Annotated in this window: 11 protein-coding genes; 4 read left to right on the top strand and 7 right to left on the bottom strand. The window is 47.3% G+C overall.

Annotation, left to right across the window (positions count from 1 at the left end; all coding sequences use genetic code 11):
• Positions 1-64: 64 nt before the first annotated feature.
• The gene (locus ACMUEV_RS03955) at positions 65-1123 is read right to left on the bottom strand and encodes a hypothetical protein (RefSeq protein ID WP_017290591.1); all 1059 of its coding nucleotides are present in this window, start codon (positions 1121-1123) and stop codon (positions 65-67) included.
• A 332-nt stretch (positions 1124-1455) separates the two neighbouring features.
• Positions 1456-1926 carry a DUF4385 domain-containing protein gene (locus ACMUEV_RS03950; RefSeq protein WP_190648930.1) on the bottom strand — a complete coding sequence of 157 codons (471 nt, stop codon included), beginning with the start codon at positions 1924-1926 and terminating at the stop codon, positions 1456-1458.
• Positions 1927-2168: 242 nt separating this feature from the next.
• Here ACMUEV_RS03950 and ACMUEV_RS03945 point away from each other — a divergent pair, with 242 nt between their 5' ends.
• Both ACMUEV_RS03945 and pruA read left to right on the top strand, forming a co-directional pair.
• Positions 2169-2834 (top strand): SDR family oxidoreductase, encoded by a 666-nt coding sequence (locus tag ACMUEV_RS03945; RefSeq protein ID WP_190648926.1) that lies wholly within the window; start codon positions 2169-2171, stop codon positions 2832-2834.
• A gap of 540 nt (positions 2835-3374) precedes the next feature.
• On the top strand, positions 3375-6368 hold the full coding sequence (gene pruA, locus ACMUEV_RS03940; RefSeq protein ID WP_190648923.1) for an L-glutamate gamma-semialdehyde dehydrogenase: 2994 nt from the start codon (positions 3375-3377) through the stop codon (positions 6366-6368).
• 165 nt (positions 6369-6533) lie between these two features.
• Here the strand turns inward: pruA and ACMUEV_RS03935 are convergent, their stop codons facing one another.
• The 5 genes from ACMUEV_RS03935 to ACMUEV_RS03915 all read right to left on the bottom strand — a co-directional run bounded on the left by ACMUEV_RS03935 (position 6534) and on the right by ACMUEV_RS03915 (position 14270).
• Positions 6534-9425, bottom strand: a complete 2892-nt coding sequence (locus tag ACMUEV_RS03935) for a hybrid sensor histidine kinase/response regulator (RefSeq protein WP_190648920.1) — start codon at positions 9423-9425, stop codon at positions 6534-6536.
• On the bottom strand, positions 9425-12217 hold the full coding sequence (locus tag ACMUEV_RS03930; protein WP_190648917.1) for a methyl-accepting chemotaxis protein: 2793 nt from the start codon (positions 12215-12217) through the stop codon (positions 9425-9427). Before ACMUEV_RS03930 ends, ACMUEV_RS03935 begins: the two co-directional genes overlap by 1 nt.
• A 72-nt stretch (positions 12218-12289) precedes the next feature.
• Positions 12290-12799: a chemotaxis protein CheW gene (locus ACMUEV_RS03925; protein WP_190648915.1), complete on the bottom strand. Its 510-nt coding sequence runs from the start codon at positions 12797-12799 to the stop codon at positions 12290-12292.
• A 5-nt stretch (positions 12800-12804) separates the two neighbouring features.
• Positions 12805-13182 (bottom strand): response regulator transcription factor, encoded by a 378-nt coding sequence (locus ACMUEV_RS03920; protein ID WP_190648913.1) that lies wholly within the window; start codon positions 13180-13182, stop codon positions 12805-12807.
• A 32-nt stretch (positions 13183-13214) separates the two neighbouring features.
• Positions 13215-14270: a response regulator gene (locus tag ACMUEV_RS03915; protein ID WP_190648909.1), complete on the bottom strand. Its 1056-nt coding sequence runs from the start codon at positions 14268-14270 to the stop codon at positions 13215-13217.
• A gap of 946 nt (positions 14271-15216) precedes the next feature.
• Here ACMUEV_RS03915 and psaK point away from each other — a divergent pair.
• Both psaK and ACMUEV_RS03905 read left to right on the top strand, forming a co-directional pair.
• The gene (gene psaK, locus ACMUEV_RS03910; protein ID WP_190648906.1) at positions 15217-15477 is read left to right on the top strand and encodes a photosystem I reaction center subunit PsaK; all 261 of its coding nucleotides are present in this window, start codon (positions 15217-15219) and stop codon (positions 15475-15477) included.
• A gap of 268 nt (positions 15478-15745) precedes the next feature.
• Positions 15746-18700 carry a peptidase domain-containing ABC transporter gene (locus tag ACMUEV_RS03905; RefSeq protein ID WP_190648903.1) on the top strand — a complete coding sequence of 985 codons (2955 nt, stop codon included), beginning with the start codon at positions 15746-15748 and terminating at the stop codon, positions 18698-18700.
• The last annotated feature ends 333 nt before the right edge of the window (positions 18701-19033 follow it).

Raw genomic sequence — 19033 nt, 5'->3', positions numbered from 1 at the left:
GCAATACCAATACCAAAATAGCGATTCTTGTGTCCGATCCGTTAGGACAGATGCAGAAATTGGCTTAACAAGATTTGAACATGAGTTTCCAGGCGATTTTTTCGACGATCGTGTTCACGCCTTCGTGATGCAGTTCGATCGGTTGTTTTTTCAAGCGTCGCAGTTCGGTCATGGCTTTGCGGGTGACCGCATGGCTGGTGTCATCGGTGAGTAAGAGAACTGCATCGGCGGTTTGAATCTGCTGCACGGCTTGATCGACAATCAGTAAGCCATCCTCAACCGTTGACCAGACAAAATAAACTTTCGGTAACTTTTCTTTTACATAAGTGCGTGTTGTCGTGTGTCCCCCAAAGACAACGACTTTGCCGCGTAAGTGCGTATAAGATTCTTTTTGTTCTTTTTCTTCGATGTCCGTTTCAGGTTTCGGCTTTTTTTCGAGGATTGCTTTGGGTTCGGATTGCGCTTGTGCCCAGAGTTTGCGGGCATGTGCATCCATGATTTTTAGCTTCTGGATGGCAGTGCCTTGCAGGGTAATTGGTTTGTCGCTTAACTCTTGAACGCGATTAAACAGAAACTCTACGACTTCATCTAAGCGATCGACTCCTTTCAAATCCTCTCGATAGTGATAAACGTCCATAGCTAAGTAAGAGGCATCATAATAGCTGGTCTGTTCTCTAATGCGATCGAGAAGTTGTTCGGCAGTTTCGTGTCGTTCTTGGGTGAGTTTTTCGGCTTGGTGTCGGCTCATTTGCGCTTCGTATTCGCGCTGTGCTTGTTCTTCCCGCCGTTCTTCGATCACTTGCTTGATGAAGTCGATATCGGTTGTGTTTTCGCCGTTTTCTTCGAGGGATTGTCGGGCTTCGATCAAGCGGCGAGAGAGTTCAGGGAGATCGTTTTGGATCTGGCTGCGGTAATGTCGAATGGCTATGACTAATTGTTCATAAGTGTTGCGTGCTTGAGTATCGCCTTCTAAAATGCCTTTTTCATCGAAGCCGCGTTTAAGATCTTCTAAGCGATTACAGTATTGCTCTAATCTTTGCTGTATTTCTCGCCGCGTATCCATAAGGACAAGTGTTTCTTGAGAGGCGGCTTCAAGATCATCGATCGAGAGGAAAGATTGCATCGGAGATTCCTTTTAGTAAATTGGCTGGAGTGTTTTTAAATAATATAGAGCCGTCCCGAACTCGTCTGAATTTCAGGACAGTTCAGGTGTGGGGTAATTCCACTCTATTTAGTCTGCCCATTGTACTGTCTGTTTGATTGTTTGCGGCGGACTAAATAATCCGCTTACGTAATAAATTTATTTTTATCAGTTTAGATGCACAATGCAGATTTGAAATGTAAAGTACGAACGAATCGGTGTATTCAAATGCTATCGCGATCGAGAACCTGAGTTAAGGCAGTTTTTTAGCCAGAACCAGAATGCGGAGTGGGGTCTGTCGGAAGTCGGCTTTTTCAGTCTAAAACTTGCGCTTCAGCAGACTGTTTTCGATGGCGATCGCGCAGTTCAATATAGAGTGAATCAGTTTTAGCAAGCTGCCATTTTTCGTAGAAAATTTGAGCGGATTCGGCTTTCACTGGATCTTCGACGCGAGGCAGAACGACTTGAGCGCCTTTGTCATACTTTCTTCCTGATTTGTGATTTGCATAGCGTCGAGCGCGCGTATACCCCATCTGTAGAAATTTACGCGCCATGTCCATGCCCACAAAATCTTGTTGAGCTTTGTAGTTGAGAAAGAGTTGATAAATTGCGTCTGCAGATTGACGCGCAATCTCTGGCGTTTTGAATCTCCAGTGCGGCAATATCTCGCTTTTGTAGGGTTCAACGAGCAATACGCCTTGCTCACCTCGACCCATACGATACAGTTCGGGATGCTGGCGAAAGTCGATCGCTTTAAAGTCCAGTGAGTAATCAAACTCTTGCATGAATTGAATCTTAAGCTAACGATTTAGGTTTACACGATGCTTAAAGTTAGCGAATCGACCAACTGAGAGAGATTTATAGCAATCCGGTTTGAGTGTAAAGGCTCAAAAGAGTGGGGATTGGGGAGTTACTAAGGGAACAACTTCTTACTTCACAACTGAATCTAGGGTGGCTATAGAACAAGCTGGAAAACACCGATTTCAGGTAGGCTATGAATAAGTTTTAGACGTGTTCCTCTAAGTGTATGGCTACTTATTTGGTGACAGGCGCGAATCGTGGCATTGGATATGAATATTGCCGTCAATTACAGGCGCAAGGTCATGAGGTGATTGCAGTTTGTCGAACTGCTTCTGAAGAATTGCGGCAGCTAGGGATTCGAGTTGAAGAAGGGATTGAACTCACCTCAGGATCTGCGATCGCAGAGTTACGATCGCGCTTAGGTGAAATGACGATCGATGTTCTGATCAACAATGCGGCAATTGCCAAACGAATTGACCTCAGTCATCTAGATGTTGCGAGTATCCGAGAGCAGTTTGAAGTGAATGCGATCGCGCCGCTAAGATTGACTCATGCACTGCTGCCTTTGCTCAAGTCAGGCTCTAAAATTGCGCTGATGACGAGCCGGATGGGGTCGATCGCAGACAATACGTCTGGCGGTTCTTATGGTTATCGGATGTCAAAAGTTGCCTTGTCCATGGCAGGAAAATCACTGGCTCACGATCTCAAGCCTCAAGGCATTGCTGTCGCAATTTTGCATCCTGGTTTGGTGCAAACCCGAATGACAAACTTTACCGTAAACGGGATTACTCCAGAGACCTCTGTTAAAGGACTATTGCAGCGAATCGAACAGCTTTCATTAGACAATACAGGGACGTTTTGGCATTCTAACGGGGAAGTTCTGCCGTGGTAAGTAGAGGGTGATTCAACATCAATTCGGCAAGTTCTCTCGCTTCTGGGGAAGTTCTGCCGTGGCATGTAGATGGGTGTAATTCAACATCAATTCGGCAAGTTCTCTCGCTTCGTTGCTCACCCGCCCCGGAATGAATTCGGGACTAACCGTGCGAAGTCCGCTCTGGGACTAACAGCCAGTTAAAACATTTTCTTCATTGAGTTTCAGTCCACTGATTTCAATCTTGTCTGCTTTGAAGATAGAAGTTAGTAGTTCACTCCATTCAATCGGATAGGGCGATAGAGTGAAGATCTAAAATCATGGTTGCTACTCTCCACTCTCCACTATGTATGAGCAGTTGACAACTAAACAATTACAGCCAGAATCTCCAATGAGAGCGAATTACGAACTGTAAACGAACTCAAACTTTAATTGGGAACTATAAACCTTTTTCATCCATCCCGACTGTGACGCTCCTGACAGATTCGAGAATAGAACAGTAGGAGACTGGATACTTTCCCTGCACATTTCCCAGATTTTTCGATTGGAGTCAGTTAGGTTATGGTGAGTCAAGCTTTTGGAGATGCCTTGGGCACAGGTTCGCGAGAGCATTATGAATCTCAAACGCAAGCGATCGCGAGACAATTGCTGCGAGCAACTCGCGAATCGAGATCTTGGTTTGCTCAAGTCCGCGATCAGATGCAGTGGGATGATAAGTTGCTCGGCTGGGCAATGAGTAACCCAGGATTGCGAGTGCAGTTGTTTCGGTTAATTGATTGTTTGCCTGCGCTCCGCAGTAAGCCAGAAATCGCGCGGCATTTGCAGGAATATATGAGCGATCAGACGGTCGAATTACCTGCAGCGTTGAAGAGTCTGCTGAATTTTGCCAATGCTGATTCGATGCCGGGACAGCTTGCCGCAACGACGCTTTCTACTGCGGTTGAGACATTGGCGCATAAATATATTTCAGGCGAGAACCTGAAACAAGTGCTGAAAACGATCGAGCGACTACGCAAAGAAAAAATGGCGTTTACGGTCGATCTGTTGGGTGAGGCAGTGATTACGGAGGCGGAGGCACAGTCTTATCTCGATCGCTACTTAGAGTTGCTTGAGCAATTGACCGAAGCCTCAAAATCTTGGTCGAAAGTTGAGCAAATTGACTTCGCGGATGGGCAACCATTGCCGAAGGTGCAAGTGTCTGTGAAGTTGACCGCATTCTACTCGCAGTTTGACCCGTTGGATGAGGCAGGAAGTCAGGTGCGGGTTGCCGATCGTGCTAGAACTTTGCTGCGTCGGGCGAAGGAGCTAGGAGCAGCCGTTCACTTTGATATGGAGCAGTATGCTTACAAAGATTTGACGCTAGAGACTTTGAAGGCGTTGCTTTTAGAAGAAGAGTTTCGATCGCGCTCTGATGTGGGCATGACGATTCAAGGCTACTTGCGCGACAGTCAAGCCGACTTACAAGGGTTGATTGATTGGGCGAAAGAGCGAGGCACACCGATCACAGTGCGCTTAGTCAAAGGGGCTTACTGGGATCAAGAAACCATCAAAGCGGTTCAGAAAGATTGGCAACAGCCCGTTTTTAACGATAAAGCTGAGACTGATGCGAACTATGAACGCTTGACAGAATTGCTGCTCGAAAATCACGAGGTTTTGAATGCGGCAATTGGTAGCCATAATGTGCGATCGCAAGCTCATGCGTTAGCGATCGCGACTGCTTTAGAAATTCCGAAATCTCGGATCGAATTTCAAACCCTTTACGGCATGGGCGATAAACTCGCGAAAGCGATTGTAGAACAAGGCTATCGAGTTCGAGTTTACTGTCCTTACGGTGAACTGATTCCAGGAATGTCGTATCTGATTCGGCGGTTGCTCGAAAATACGGCAAATAGTTCATTTTTGCGGCAGAACTTAGAAGAAAGACCGATCGAGGATTTGATTGCGGCTCCTCAAGTCGGTGAACCTTCTCAACTCAAAGCGCTAGATAAGTTTGAGAATGCAGCCGATACGGACTATGCCGATCGAGCAAAACGCGATCGCATTCAATCTGCTTTGAAATCAGTTCGTCAGCAGTTTGGACAAACTTACCTGCCTTTGATCAATGGCGAGTTTGTAGAAACGGCTGAGAAGCTGAAATCTGAGAATCCATCGCGGTTTAGTGAAACAGTTGGCACAATTGGGCTGATCAGCGTTGACCAAGCAGAAGACGCGATCGCATCTGCGAAAGCTGCTTTTCCAGCCTGGAAACGGACTTCTGCTCAAGAACGCGCTCATATTCTGCGCAAAGCTGCCAATCTTTTCGAGCAACGTCGAGAGGAATTGATTGCTTGGATGACTTACGAAGTCGGTAAGCCTGTGAAGGAAGGAGACGGCGAGGTTTCAGAAGCGATCGATTTCTGTAACTACTATGCTGATGAGATGGAACGCCTCGATCGGGGCGTGGACTACGATTTCCCCGGTGAAACAAACCACTATCGCTATCACGCTCGCGGCATTGTTCTAGTCATTTCTCCTTGGAACTTTCCATTAGCAATTCCGGTTGGTATGACTGTTGCTGCTTTAGTCACGGGCAACTGTGCATTGTTGAAACCTGCCGAGACTTCTTCTGTAATTGCTGCCAAGATTGCAGAGATTCTAGTGGAAGCAGGAATTCCGGCTGGGGTGTTCCAATTTATTCCAGGTAAAGGACATACCGTGGGTGCGCATCTCGTCAAACATCCTGACGTGCATATGATTGTGTTTACTGGATCGCAAGCGGTCGGGTGTCAGATTTACAAGGATGCAGCCGTGTTACAGCCTGGACAAAAGCACCTCAAACGAGTGGTCGCTGAAATGGGCGGGAAGAATGCAGTAATCATTGATGAGAGCGCAGATTTAGATCAAGCGGTTCAGGGGGTTGTGCAGTCTGCGTTTGGATATAGTGGGCAGAAATGCTCGGCGTGTTCTAAAGCGATCGTGCTTGAACCTGTGTATGAGACATTCTTGTCAAGATTGGTCGAGGCAACTCGATCTCTGAACATTGGAGAAGCTGAATTACCGAGTACGAAAGTGGGACCCGTGATTGATGGCGAAGCTCAGAAGCGGATTCAGGAGTACATCGAACAGGGACGAACAGAGGCAGAAGTCGCGATCGAACTTCCGAAACCCGAAGGCGGTTACTATGTTGCGCCTGTAGTGTTCACGAATGTTCCAGCAAATGCCAAAATTGCTCAAGAAGAGATTTTTGGACCAGTCTTAGCTGTGATGCGTGCGAGTTCATTCCAAGAAGCTTTGGATTTGGCGAATGGTACGCCTTATGCGTTGACCGGGGGATTGTATTCGCGCACGCCATCGCATATTGAGCAGGCACAGGCTAATTTTGAGGTCGGAAATCTGTATATCAATCGCGGCATTACAGGCGCGATCGTGGCTCGGCAACCGTTTGGAGGCTTTAAGCTCTCAGGGGTTGGCTCGAAAGCAGGTGGAGTCGATTATTTGCTTCAGTTCCTAGAGCCGCGAGTGGTGACGGAAAATGTTCAGCGGCAAGGATTTGCGCCGATCGAAGGAGCGGAATAATGATGTGTGTAGGTTAGGGGCGTGGGCTAGTTGTCAAGCGCATGAATTTGGGGGAGTGGGGAGTAAGAACTTCTCTCCCCCTTCCCCCACTCCCCTATCGGTCTGTTATGGTGAACTACTAGCTCTCAACTCAATTCGCAGACACCAAAACTCCGCTGCATCGCCTTAAACCAGAGCAGTCGATTTCACCATGCCTTCTAAAGTTCGCAAGAGCACCTGTTCGTTATAAGGCTTGGAAAAATAGGCTGCTGCTCCCAAATTCTCCGCGACTTTTCGATGCTTCTCTCCACTCCGGGAAGTCAACATCATCACAGGGATCTGTGCCAACTGCTCGTCCGATCGCAGTTTTGCCAAAAAGCCATATCCGTCTAATCGGGGCATTTCAATGTCGCAAATCACCGCTTGCACAGACAGTCCTGCTTCTAAACGCTCGATCGCATCTTGACCATCTTTGGCTTGTTCAACTCGATAGCCCGATCGTTCTAAAGTCAAGGCTAAGAACCGACGCACATTGATCGAATCATCAACGACCAAAATTGTTGGCGTTGTCGATCGCGCCATACTCGGTTGGGATGCCGCTAAACTTGCGCGCAGTTGCTTGCTAAAGGCTTGATCCGGTTGAATATCTGAGCGCTCACAGCTTGTAATCCAGCGCAATAGCTCCGTCACATTCACCAATGGCACAACTCGCCCATCACCCAAAATCGTACAGCCACTAAAACCAGTGGGCAGAGCTAAGTTTCCTTCTACTTTTCGCATCGTTGCTTCTTGTTCACCCCAACAGCGATCGATTTGAATCCCGAACCATTGCGGTGCTTGATCAATGATCACAACACTCGTCATCGAGATCGTGGGTGGTGTTTCAAATCCATGCGGAATCTGCGGACAGTTAAATCGCATCCATTTCTGCAATCGCACCAATTGCACCACTTTGTCTTGCCAGTTGAGAACCTCACTTCCCGCTGTTTCAATAATTTGATTATGCTGGAGTAAAAAGAGTTCTGAAACAACATCGGTTGGCAAAGCAAGCAACATGCCATGACATTCAATCAGTAATACTTTGATCGTCGAAAGAGCAAACGGGATCGATAACGTAAACGTTGTTCCTTGTCCGGCTTGAGTATTCACGCTAATTTCGCCGCGAATTTGCTTGAGATTGTTTCGCACCACATCCATCCCAACGCCACGACCCGAAAGGGCAGTGACTTGAGTACTCGTACTAAATCCAGGCTCAAAAATTAGTGATAACAGTTCTTCATCGCGAGCCGCATCGAGTAAGACGGGATCGAGTCCCATTTGTTCAGCGCGATCGCGAATTTTGTCGATCGGAATTCCTTCGCCATCGTCTCTAACAGTAATGATCGTGCGGTTGCCTTGATTAGCCGCTTGAATCTCGATCGTGCCTTGCGGTGGCTTTCCTCTGAGTGCGCGCAATGTTGGTTCTTCAATCCCATGATCAAAGGCATTCCGAATCAGATGCATTAACGGATCATTCAATGCTTCGAGAAGATTGCGATCGATGAGGGTGCTGCCCCCAACCACCGAAAGCTGCACCTCTTTCCCATATTGCAATGACCATTCTCGGATCGCGCGAGGGAAGCGATTGATCACATCGGAAATGGGGCGCATCCGCAACTGAGTTAAGCCACTTTGCAGCTGCTTCGCAGTTTTGGTTAAGTTCCGCGCCGATTGATCCGCATCATCCAAACTCAGATCAATGTCTTCGCTCACCTCTTGCAGTTGCACGATCGTTTCCATCACTTGCTGAGACAACAAGTGCAAGTCGCCATAGCGATCGAGTTCTAGTGCGTCAAAGCCCGATCGACGATTGTCCTGGAGCGATCGACTGCCATCTAAGGTGACGCGATCGTAAGCAGTTCTTAACTTAGAATTGACTTGATCAAGGACTTGTACCCGGTCGTGTAAAGTCCGAGCTAGACCTCGTAAGCGTTTTAGATAGAGATCTAACCCGTTGCGATCGATAGTTAATTCACCAAACGAATCATTTAACTGATTGAGTTGACGAACGGGAACGCGCACAGTCGTATCTTGAGCTTCAGTTGCCGTACTGATATCAGGTTCGGGATCTAGAATTTTGAAATCTGTGCCTTTTGGTTCGCCGACTGGAATGCGAGTTGGCATCGGAATCGGCTGAAAATCATCGACGGCTAACGCTTCTGCTGCTAATGCTTCGGTAAACCAATCGGTTTCGCCGACATTGGGTTCGAGGACAGAAGGCACGTCTGCAAAATCAGCCAATTCTGGAGGTAGAGTCGATTCTGCGATCGCAGTGGGAATTTGATCATACTGTCCGGCGATCGCAAGCTTTTGCGCGGTGCGCCACGCTGTCAAAGCTGACTCAGCAATGGCGCTAGTATTCTGTGAATCCTGTTCGATCGCGTAAGCAATCGATTGGCACAGTTGCACAAATTGCGAAAGTTGTAGCATTTCGCCTAACCCACCCAACTCTTGCGCCAGAATTGCTACCTCTTCTCGCAAGCAAGGCTGATCTGGAGTGTTGAGCACCGTTTCTAATCGCTCTAAACATCCTTCTACTTCTGTCTCAAACAACAGTGGAACGATGTCTTGCCCTTCTTCGGGTGAGAGAATCGATGCTGCATTTTCTTCCTGGGGATCGCCGAGTTCAGCATGTAGTGCATCAAAGACGGGATACGCTTCAACCGAGAGCCAATTCGCATCGACAAAAGAATCCTGATGACGCTGCATCGATTCGCGATCGAACTCTACAACTTGTCGCAGACAGCCCACTGAGGCAAGCAGTAAATTCTCCAATCGCGGACTAACCACAATCGACTTGTCAATTTTCAGGACTTTCCAAGAATCTTCGAGCCGATGGGCAAGCTCACTGAGAACTTGAAATCCCATCATGCCTGCTCCGCCTTTAATCGAATGCGCTGCCCGCAAGGCGGCATTCGCTTTTGCCACATCGATCGGATGATTTGCTAAATCTAAAATCGTCGCATCAAGAACATCTAAGTACTCTTGCGCTTCATCGAGAAACTGACGGCGAATTTCCAGTTCTTTATCTTGTGCCATTAGCCCACCTTAAATGTGCCCACTGATTCTTGTAGCTCCTGCGCGACTTCTACGGTTTGTCTCAACGATCGAGAGACTTCCATTGAAGATGCCGATGTGCGTCCTGCTGCGGCTACGATCTCTTGCATCAAGTGCGAGACTGCATCTGAGGTTTGCACCTGCGTCACCGTCGCCTCTGAAATAGACTGCACCAAATCATCGATGCGGCGCGATACCTCTAGAATCTGCTCCAAACTCTGTTTCGCGTTATCGACTAATCGAGTGCCTTCCACGACCTGAGTTGTGCCTTGCTCCATCGCTTCGACCACTTCAGTCGTTTCGCGCTGAATCGTTGCGACAATTTGCTCAATTTCGCGCGTTGCTGTTGCCGATCGCGTTGCCAAATCTCCCACTTCTTCTGCAACGACAGCGAAACCTTGCGATCCTTCATCTGCCCGTGCTGCTTCGATTCCAGCATTAATCGCGAGTAAGTTCGTCTGCATCGCAATCTGGTTAATCAACGAAACGACTTTAGAAATCTGCTGTGTCGATTCACCCAAGCGTTTGACTTTCTTCGCGGTTTCTCCGATCGTATCTCGCAGACCGAGAATGTTCTGTACGGTTAGCTCCATCGCGATCCCGCCTGCTTCTGCGGTCGAAGAAGCTTCACGGGCAACAGATGCAGCTTGTTGAGCACTGTTCGAGACGGTTTGAATCGATCGCAGCATATTCTGAACCGAATCGAGCGTGCGGCTGGTTTCATCGGCTTGGCGAGTTGCTTCATCTGAAAGCTGCCGTACCGCTTGTTCATCCGAACTCAGCGAGGCATTCACTTGACTCGCAGCATCTTTTACCTGGGTAACAATCTGCCGCAAACTTTCCACGATCGAATTAAAGAAGTCGGCGACCGTGCCAATTTCTCCGGCCGTAACATCGGCTCGAACCGTCAAATCTCCTTCAACAGCTCCTTCTACATCTGCTAGCAGATTGATCAACTGCATCTGCAAGGCTTCTTTCTGCTGTTGCCGTTCTTCAGACAGTTGCTCTGCTGATTTTCTCGCGTCTTCTGTCTGTTCCAGCAAGCTTGCTTGATCGAGTGCGTAGCCAATCTGAACGGCTAACTGCCCGAAAAAGTCAATTTCTTCGGGTTTCCACGATCGCGGAGCCGAACACTGATGCGCACATAATAATCCAATCAACTCTTGGTTTTGCACGATCGGAGCAACCATATTCGCTTGGACTTCCAATCGTTCTAAAATCTCACAGTGACAATGACTCAGCTTTGCTTGCTTCAGATCTTCCATCGACCAAACGCGCCCTTCTCGATAGCGATCGACTAAAGACGCTTCCATCGGATCGCTGACGACTTTGCCCAATGCTTTGATCCAATTTGAGCCAACTGATTCTGCGGTGATAGTTCCGCTCAGGTAGTCCGGGGCAAATCGATAAACCACGACTCGGTCGGTTTTAAAGGCGGCTCGGATCTCTTCTACACTGGTGGCAAGAATATCATTCACAGATAGAGAGCGACGAATTTTGACGGTGATCTGGTTCAATAACTGCGATCGTTCAGCACTTTCTGTCTGCTGGACAACCAAGGTTTGCAACTGTCCGGCCATCAAGTTGATGTTGCGCCCTAAGATGCTGATTTCATCGCTCCCTTTCACAGCGAGACGAGTGTCTAATCTTCCATTTCCCAGCTCCAGGACTGCATTAGTTGCTGCCACAATTGGACGAGTTGCTCGACTTGCTAACCAAGCCGCGAACAATCCAGTCAGAAGAACAGCGCCAGCAGTTCCCAGTAAAAAGGTGAGCAGTAACTGTCGCTGTGGTGCAAAAGCGATTTCAGTTGGGATACTCAACACAACATCCCAACCTAGATCGGGAAGTCGATCGCGTCCCTTCCAAGGCGCGAAGCTGACGAGGACGGGCTTAGATTCATCGTTGAGTTTCTGCGTCACAACATTTGAGTTGAGCTCTCGACGAGATTGCAGTGAGGAAAAAGATGAATAAATTGATGAAGCAGTCTGTCCGATGTTCTTATCTTGAGAAGACAAGAAGATCTGATTGCTCGCATCTAACACACTGAAAGTCGAGCCAGTTTGGTTATAGTTTTGTAGTTCGGCTGCCAAACTCTTGAGCGGCAGGACTGCCCGTAGGATTCCGGTGCGTCTTCCAGTTCCGGTTTCTTGAATCGGAACTGTGATGTAGATGGTATAAGGAGCAGTTGGTGTTAACCGTATGGGGCGACTAATTGAAACCCGACTCGATTGAAGTGCGACTCGGAAGTAATCTTGGTCGCCTTGGGGTGGGATCGGGTTGCGATCGGTCTGAATGACGGCATTACCATCATTATCAAATAGCGTAATGCTCTCGTAGTCCCAACTCTCAGCCGCTCGCTCAAATACGGTTCGTTTATCATCAACTGAAGTCGCATCTCGCAGCCCTGGAGTCGTGAGAATGGGTGACGTTGTGAGAATTTGTAAGTCGGCAGTTCGTTCTGCCATATAGTTGGCAACGCGCTCATTTAAGATGATTGCCAGGGTTTCTTCACTGTTGACGATTTGGCGCGTAATCGATTGATTCGCAAACGAATACGCGATCGTGCCAATGACGAGAACGGGGAGAGTTCCGATGGTGATCGCGATCAAGGTCGCTTTGTTTTTCAGGCTCAATCGTCTAAATCGGGCAAGTCCTGGGATGGAGAGCGATCTGCGTTTCACAGGGGTTGGAGGCATATCGATCGAGCTTGGCTTTAGAGTGTTGGACTGAGCAAGCTGATCCCGTTGGGCGGCATTTAATTGGTCAACCATAGGTTTAGAAGTTTCAAACGGGTAGTAGCGGTAGATGAGAACATGATGCGATCGCCTGATGAAGAGAGCGTATTAATGATTTTGCAAAAGCGGAGCTTGTAGAATAGCCTCACCGTCTAAGAGGAAAATCACATCTTGAGACTGTAAGATGCAAGCCTTGGAGTAGGGGATCAAGCCTTTGGTCACGTGACTGGGGACGGGCTGTAAGTCGTCAGGCTTTGCCCAAGCAATTCCATCGACTCGGTTGACTGCTGCTGCTACGGCAGTCGAGCCAGTCCGAAGAATCACGAGATCATATTGTTGGGGACTGTAATCGAGTCTGCCGATATCAAGGAGCATTGCGAGATCGAATACCCACAACGCGCGACTGCGACGGTGCATCAGTCCCAAAATTCCGGGCATCAAGTTAGGGATCGGCGTCAAATAGCGCGGCTGAAGCACGAGTACTTCTTGAACATGCCGCATGGGTAAGCCGACCTGGGTTCCTTGCCCCACTTCAAATTTGAGATAGCTTTCGCCCAAATTTTTCGGAGCGATCGCATTTTTTTGCGTTGTTGCTAATGTCAACACTGAGTCATCCACGCGGTTTATCCTCCGACAGATTGAACAGCCCGGATTAACTCTTCACGAGTAAAAGGTTTCGTGATGTAGACATCTGCACCCTGACGCATTCCCCATAAGCGATCGATGTCCTGCCCTTTTGAAGTGCAGATAATAATTGGGACTTTCTGCGTTTCTGGATTTTTCTTCAAACTCCGACATAGCTCGAATCCACTCATGCCCGGCATCACGACATCGGTGACGATCACATTGGGCTTAAGCTCGATCGCCTTATTGAGTGCGTCTTTTGCGGTGACTGCTCCGACCACACTATAGCCACCTTCTCGTAAGTAGTGGCTCAACAGTTCCATCTCTGAGGGAGTATCTTCAACAACTAGAACAGTTCGCATTAATGTTAGGCTCATAACGTTTCACAGCAGGTAAAGTAGCATTTCGGTTACTCAAGGTATCGAAAAACGGTTTTGACTAATTCGGCTTGGGTAAAAGGTTTGGTGAGATAGCCAGATGCACCCGCGATTTTCGCTTTAGCGCGATCGATGAATCCGGTGTGACCCGTGACCATGATGATCGGGGTGAGCTTAAAGCTGGGGTGACGGCGTAACAAAGAACAAAGTTCATAGCCATCGAGATTGGGCATTCCGACATCCAGTAAGATGATGTCCGGTTTACTCCGAACGACTTGCATTAATGCTTTGACCGGGTCGTTAATCATAATCACCGAGACGCTGGAATCATTTAAGAAGGTACTAATCGCTTGCAATACCGTTGGGCTGTCATCAATGCAGGCAATTTTGTATTGATCTCGAGCGGTTGCTGTCGCTGAGTGAGGCGATGCTGAACCAGTCGGAACGGTTATATCAGGAGTCTGAGTCGGTTGAGGAGTCGTGAAGGTGAGGGGTCTAGTGCTGGGAGCACTTGAGACTGGGCTAGGGAGCGGAATCGATACATCTGGGCTAGCCGCTTTTGGAATCGTAGGTGAGTGGGATTTCAAGTCGGAATGACAGCGTTCGACGATCGGGCGCAAATCAAGCTGACAGAGATTCGGGTAATGCAGAAAATTGGGTTTCGCAATAACTTCATAAATGCCTTCTGTCACACTCAGAAAAGGTTTGATCACTTCGATTGCAAGCAGTTCAATCAGTTCTATGGCTTGAGATCGATCGATTAATCCTTGTCCAATTAGCCATTCGATCGCTTGATAGTCTGCGCTGGTTGCAGGATAAGTTCCAGCCACCGTTTCAAATTGCCGGAGCTGAGCACGATCGAATCGAGTCAGCGAGGGGACGCGATCGCTGAGTTGATCGAGCGCGCGATTGAGCCGATCAAAGGGCTGGATCGAATTGGTTGCAAAGGCAAGTGTGCCCTCATCCAGGTAGAGTAACCAAGAAACGGAACCACTAACAATTTGCAAGCAACCATCAACGCGACGGCTGATCAATTGCGCCAACAACGAGAGAGGCTGTAGGCGTTGAAACGGTCTGTGACTAACCATAACTAACCATAAACATTAGGCAAAGTTTTCAGGAGATGAGGTATTCCTTGAGACAGAAGTCAGAAGAAAAAAACATCTGTAAAATATCTAGCGATTAGCAGAAAATTCAGGTGCTATCAACCTTATAGGAAGACTATCAGTACTGAGAACAGTCGTGCCATCTTAATAGAAACTTGATACTCGTAAGAGCGTTTCCTCATATTTGAAGTTGAGTCTTAGATACAAAAAACTCGGAACTATCTAAGAACTAGACAGCCCGCTGCATCCATGAGGTGAACTTCAAATATGTACTTCAACAAATGTTGCTGTTGAATCTGTCGGAGCCGCGACGAGAAGCATTCACTAAATCGAGTATAAATTTGAGATCGAACCTCCTGAGCTTGACGTTAAATTGCATTGAGAGAATGACAATTTCAGGGAATCAACGTTTAATGACCTCAGTATTCGGGGTCATCATTAGATTACTCGTTACTTTCTCAAATAACAAGTCAGAATCGCGAACATTTTGTCTAAGTTGTAGTTTGTAATACTAAATACATTAGATTTTTCTATTTAGACATATATTTGAAACAGCTTACTCTAGAAGGGTTTGGCAAATTTGTATAAAATTTGAATTTCAAGATTCACTCATTGCTATGTCAATCAAAATACATGTTTAGCCAACTTTAATTCTGTAAATCATGTTCTGAAAAACATACTTTCTTAGAACATTCTGTGTAATTAATTACTCAATATCTAACAAGCAACATTGCTCATGCAAAGAAGTACAAGAAAGTTGCTAACACTGTGTGTTTTTTAATACTCAGTATAAAAGATGGGGATTTGTTTCAAACTGCATAGAATCATTAACTATTGCTGCGATTCGACTTGTTTCGTGATGCTTTTTGGTACAAAACCTCTAGACAGAAGTTTTTGATCACAAAATACGATTTAAGGAGAAACTCAATTGTTGACCTCTACCTTGCTAGCAGTTGCGCCGAGAGCTGTGGATTGGAGTCCGAGCGTTGGGGCTGTGATGATTATTTGCAATATTTTGGCGATCGCGTTTGCGAAATACACGATGAAGAATCCGAGTGCGCCCCCTGAAATGCCTTCATCCAATATGTTTGGTGGCTTTGGACTCCCTGCTGTGATTGGTGCGACCTGCTTTGGTCATGTGCTAGGCGCAGGTGCGATCTTAGGATTGTCCAACATTGGCGTTTTGTAATCTCCAAGTGCCTGATTTGTTACTCAAAGATATTTGGCTAGGGAAGAAATTCTCTAGCTTTTTTGGTGTGGAAAGCGAGACTTTTGTACTTCACTGGCGGCTCCCTGCCTTCTATATAAAGTTTATTTACGTTTGTATGGATTCTCGAAAACCAGACTGCAGAAAGGAATAGGAAAGCTCGAACTTCACAGTAGCTAAAATTTATCGTCTCTTTTGCTAGAACGCTGGATCGCTCTCAACAATCCATCCGATTCTCCTAGCCCCCCTTATGAAGAAAAATTCAGAGATTGGACGCGACGCGCCTCCAGTCAACTTGGATAGTGCTTATGAGCTACTGTCCGAGATTCTTATGACCCGATTTTCGGTCGATCCTGCTTTCTCGCGATCGTTTAATTTTCGAGCCTTTCAACTCGGTGATGTGCTGAACGTCTCTCATGTCATGATGCTTTGCCAAGGACGAGTCCGCTTGATTCGGTCAGGTGTACCTGCGGCAGTGTTAGACGTGGGAGACAGTTGGGGATCAGATGAACAATTCTGTGATCCGGTTCTGTCTTATCAAGCGATCGCGGCAAGTGCTGGATTTGTTGCTGAGATCGACAGTATTCCGCCTGAGCTAGAGTCTGACCTTCAGAAGATGGCTCACGATCGACAACGCTTGTTGTTTTTGAAGAGTGAGACGGATCTGCGATCGCATTCTAGCCATGTTCTGAAAAAGCTCCTCCCGCATTTGTGTGAGATCCGCATTGCTGCTGGATCAAGTCTTGCGGATCAATCCGGTCGGTTTTGGTTACGACAGGGGCAAGTTCAAGGCACTCAGCCTCCAACGATTGGGCAAGGGTGGGGCTATCCTCAATCCATTCCGTCAGATTGGGTAGCTGCAACTGAACTTCAGCTCTATCAAATGAGTGCAAACCATTGGGATACTGTTTTTCAGAGTGAAGCATCACCCGAGGTCAAACCGATCGTTCAGCCTTTGGCGCGAGTTCAACCTGTTGAAGCTCAGCCTGTTCGACCAATTCCGGCTCCTACAAAGCCTGCTGCGATCGAGTTTGCGAAACCTCGGCGATCGCGCATTAGAATTGGTCGCGCTCCGTTTATTCCTCAGCAAAGCAGTTCGGACTGTGGGGCTGCTTGTTTAGCGATGATTGCTCAGTACTGGGGCAAACGATTGAGCATCAATATGTTGCGCAACTTAGCAGGCGTGGGACGATCTGGAGCTTCGCTCAAGGGACTCGCACTCGCGGCAGAAAGTTTAGGATTTCAGGCGCGACCTGTGCGATCAAGCTTTAATCGCATGACCGAACAGTCATTGCCTTGGATTGCTCACTGGCAGGGTGAACATTATATTGTCGTTTACCGCATGAAGCGGAATCGAGTTCTAGTCGCTGATCCAGCACTCGGTCGGCGATCGATAAGTTATGAAGAATTTCAAGCCAGTTGGACAGGCTACGCTCTGCTCTTAAGCCCGACTCAACTGTTGAAAGCGTTACCAAAATCAAAACCTTCATTGGGAAGATTTTTGGGAGCTTTTACGCCTTATCGATCAATTGTCTGGTCGATTCTGCTCGCGTCGGTCTTGCTGCAAATCTTTGGTGTCGTCACACCTCTCTTTACTCAGATCATTCTGGATCAAGTCGTTGTTCACAAAAGCCTACCCACACTGCAAATTTTCATCTTTGGATTGTTGCTGTTTGGCAGTTGGAAAATTGGGTTAACTTGCACCCGCCAGTATTTACTGGATTTTTTCTCGAATCAAGTTGATCTCACCTTGATTAGTGGCTTTATTGCTCATGCGTTGAATTTACCGCTGCAATTCTTTGCGACTCGGCATGTCGGTGATATTGTGACGCGCGTGCAAGAAAATCATAAAATTCAGCTCTTTCTCACCCGGCAGGCAATCACAGCATGGCTGGATGCAGTCATGGCGATCGTGTATGTCGGATTGATGCTGCATTATAACTGGCAGTTGACCCTATTAGTCCTTGGGCTGATTCCACCGATCATCATTATGACCGTGATTGCGAGTCCCTTTCTCCGGCAAATGTCCCGACAGATCTTTCATGAATCTGCCAAGCAAAACTCGTCGCTTGTGGAAATGCTCACAGGCATCTCAACGGTGAAAGCAACTGCGTCAGAACGAGAATTGCGCTGGCAGTGGGAGGATGAACTGACGAGTATGTTTAATGCTCAGTTTCGGGGGCAGAAGCTGGCGAATGCCTTGCAGGGTGCAAGTACATTAATCAATTTATTTGGTAGTACGTTACTACTTTGGTATGGGGCAAGGCTCGTGATTGCAGATCAATTGACCATTGGGCAATTGGTTGCATTCAACATGATGATTGGCAGTGTGATTACTCCCATTTTGTCGTTAGTCGGTCTTTGGGATGAGTTCCAAGAGGTTTTAGTTTCGATCGAGCGATTAGACGATATCTTCAGTGCCCAGCCCGAAGAAAGTCCGGATCAACCTCTGCTCGTGCTTCCACGTATTCGCGGGGAAGTGACATTTGAGAATGTTACTTTTCGCTATCATGCGGATGATAGTCGCAATATTCTGCAAAACATTTCATTTACGGCTCGTGCAGGGGATACGATCGCTTTAGTCGGTCGCAGCGGGTCTGGAAAAACAACCTTGGCGAACTTGCTTCAAGGGTTATATCAACCTACCTCTGGCAGAATTCTCATCGACAACACCGATCTGCATCATGTTTCGCCGCAATCTCTGCGATCGCAGCTTGGAATTGTTCCACAAGAGTGCTTTCTCTTTTCGGGAACGATCCTGGATAACATTACGCTCTATCGACCTCAATATCGCCTAGAAGATGTGTTAAAAGCTGCAAAACTCGCAGAAGCCCATGCTTTCATTCAGAGCTTACCTCTGGGTTATCAGACAAAAGTGGGAGAGCGAGGCACCATGCTATCGGGTGGACAACGGCAACGAATCGCGATCGCGCGTGCCCTGCTCAATCTGCCTCGAATTTTGATTTTGGATGAAGCCACCAGCTCACTCGATACGGAATCCGAGCGACGATTTCAGAAAAACTTGCAGCAAATTAGCCGCGATCGCACAACGTTCATCATTGCTCACCGACTCTCTACTGTTCGCAACGCAGATTGTATCTTAGTGCTCGATAAAGGCATCATCGCAGAGCAAGGAACTCATGAACAGTTAATCAAACAAGGAGGACTCTACACTCAGCTTGCTCAACAACAACTGGATCTGTAACTGCTGTCGCAAATATTACAGGTAGTAAGATCACCCGTGCTAGGGGTTGTCATACCGCGTAGAACGATTATGATAGGTATTAGATATAACAAAATGCTCATCAAGTCTTCTAGCAATACTGACGATATCTCTAGCTACACAGGGATTGCACTACCACGCCACTTAGTTCAGTCTTCAGACATCGCATTGATGGTTAAAATCGCTTCAAATCATCCCGGTAGAAACAACCTTTTTACTGAATGGCTTGCTTGTAGATCTAGATTTGGATCTTCCGCAGCCGAAAACAATTAAAGCCCTCATTGCACTGCACTTCATCTGACGACTGGAAATGTT

It is taken from the genome of Leptolyngbya sp. FACHB-1624 (assembly GCF_047649235.1).
In the GTDB taxonomy this organism is placed as follows: Bacteria; Cyanobacteriota; Cyanobacteriia; order Leptolyngbyales; family Leptolyngbyaceae; genus Leptolyngbya; species Leptolyngbya boryana.
Note: the sequence above shows the minus strand (reverse complement) of the source record. Positions and strands in the feature narration are given on the sequence as shown.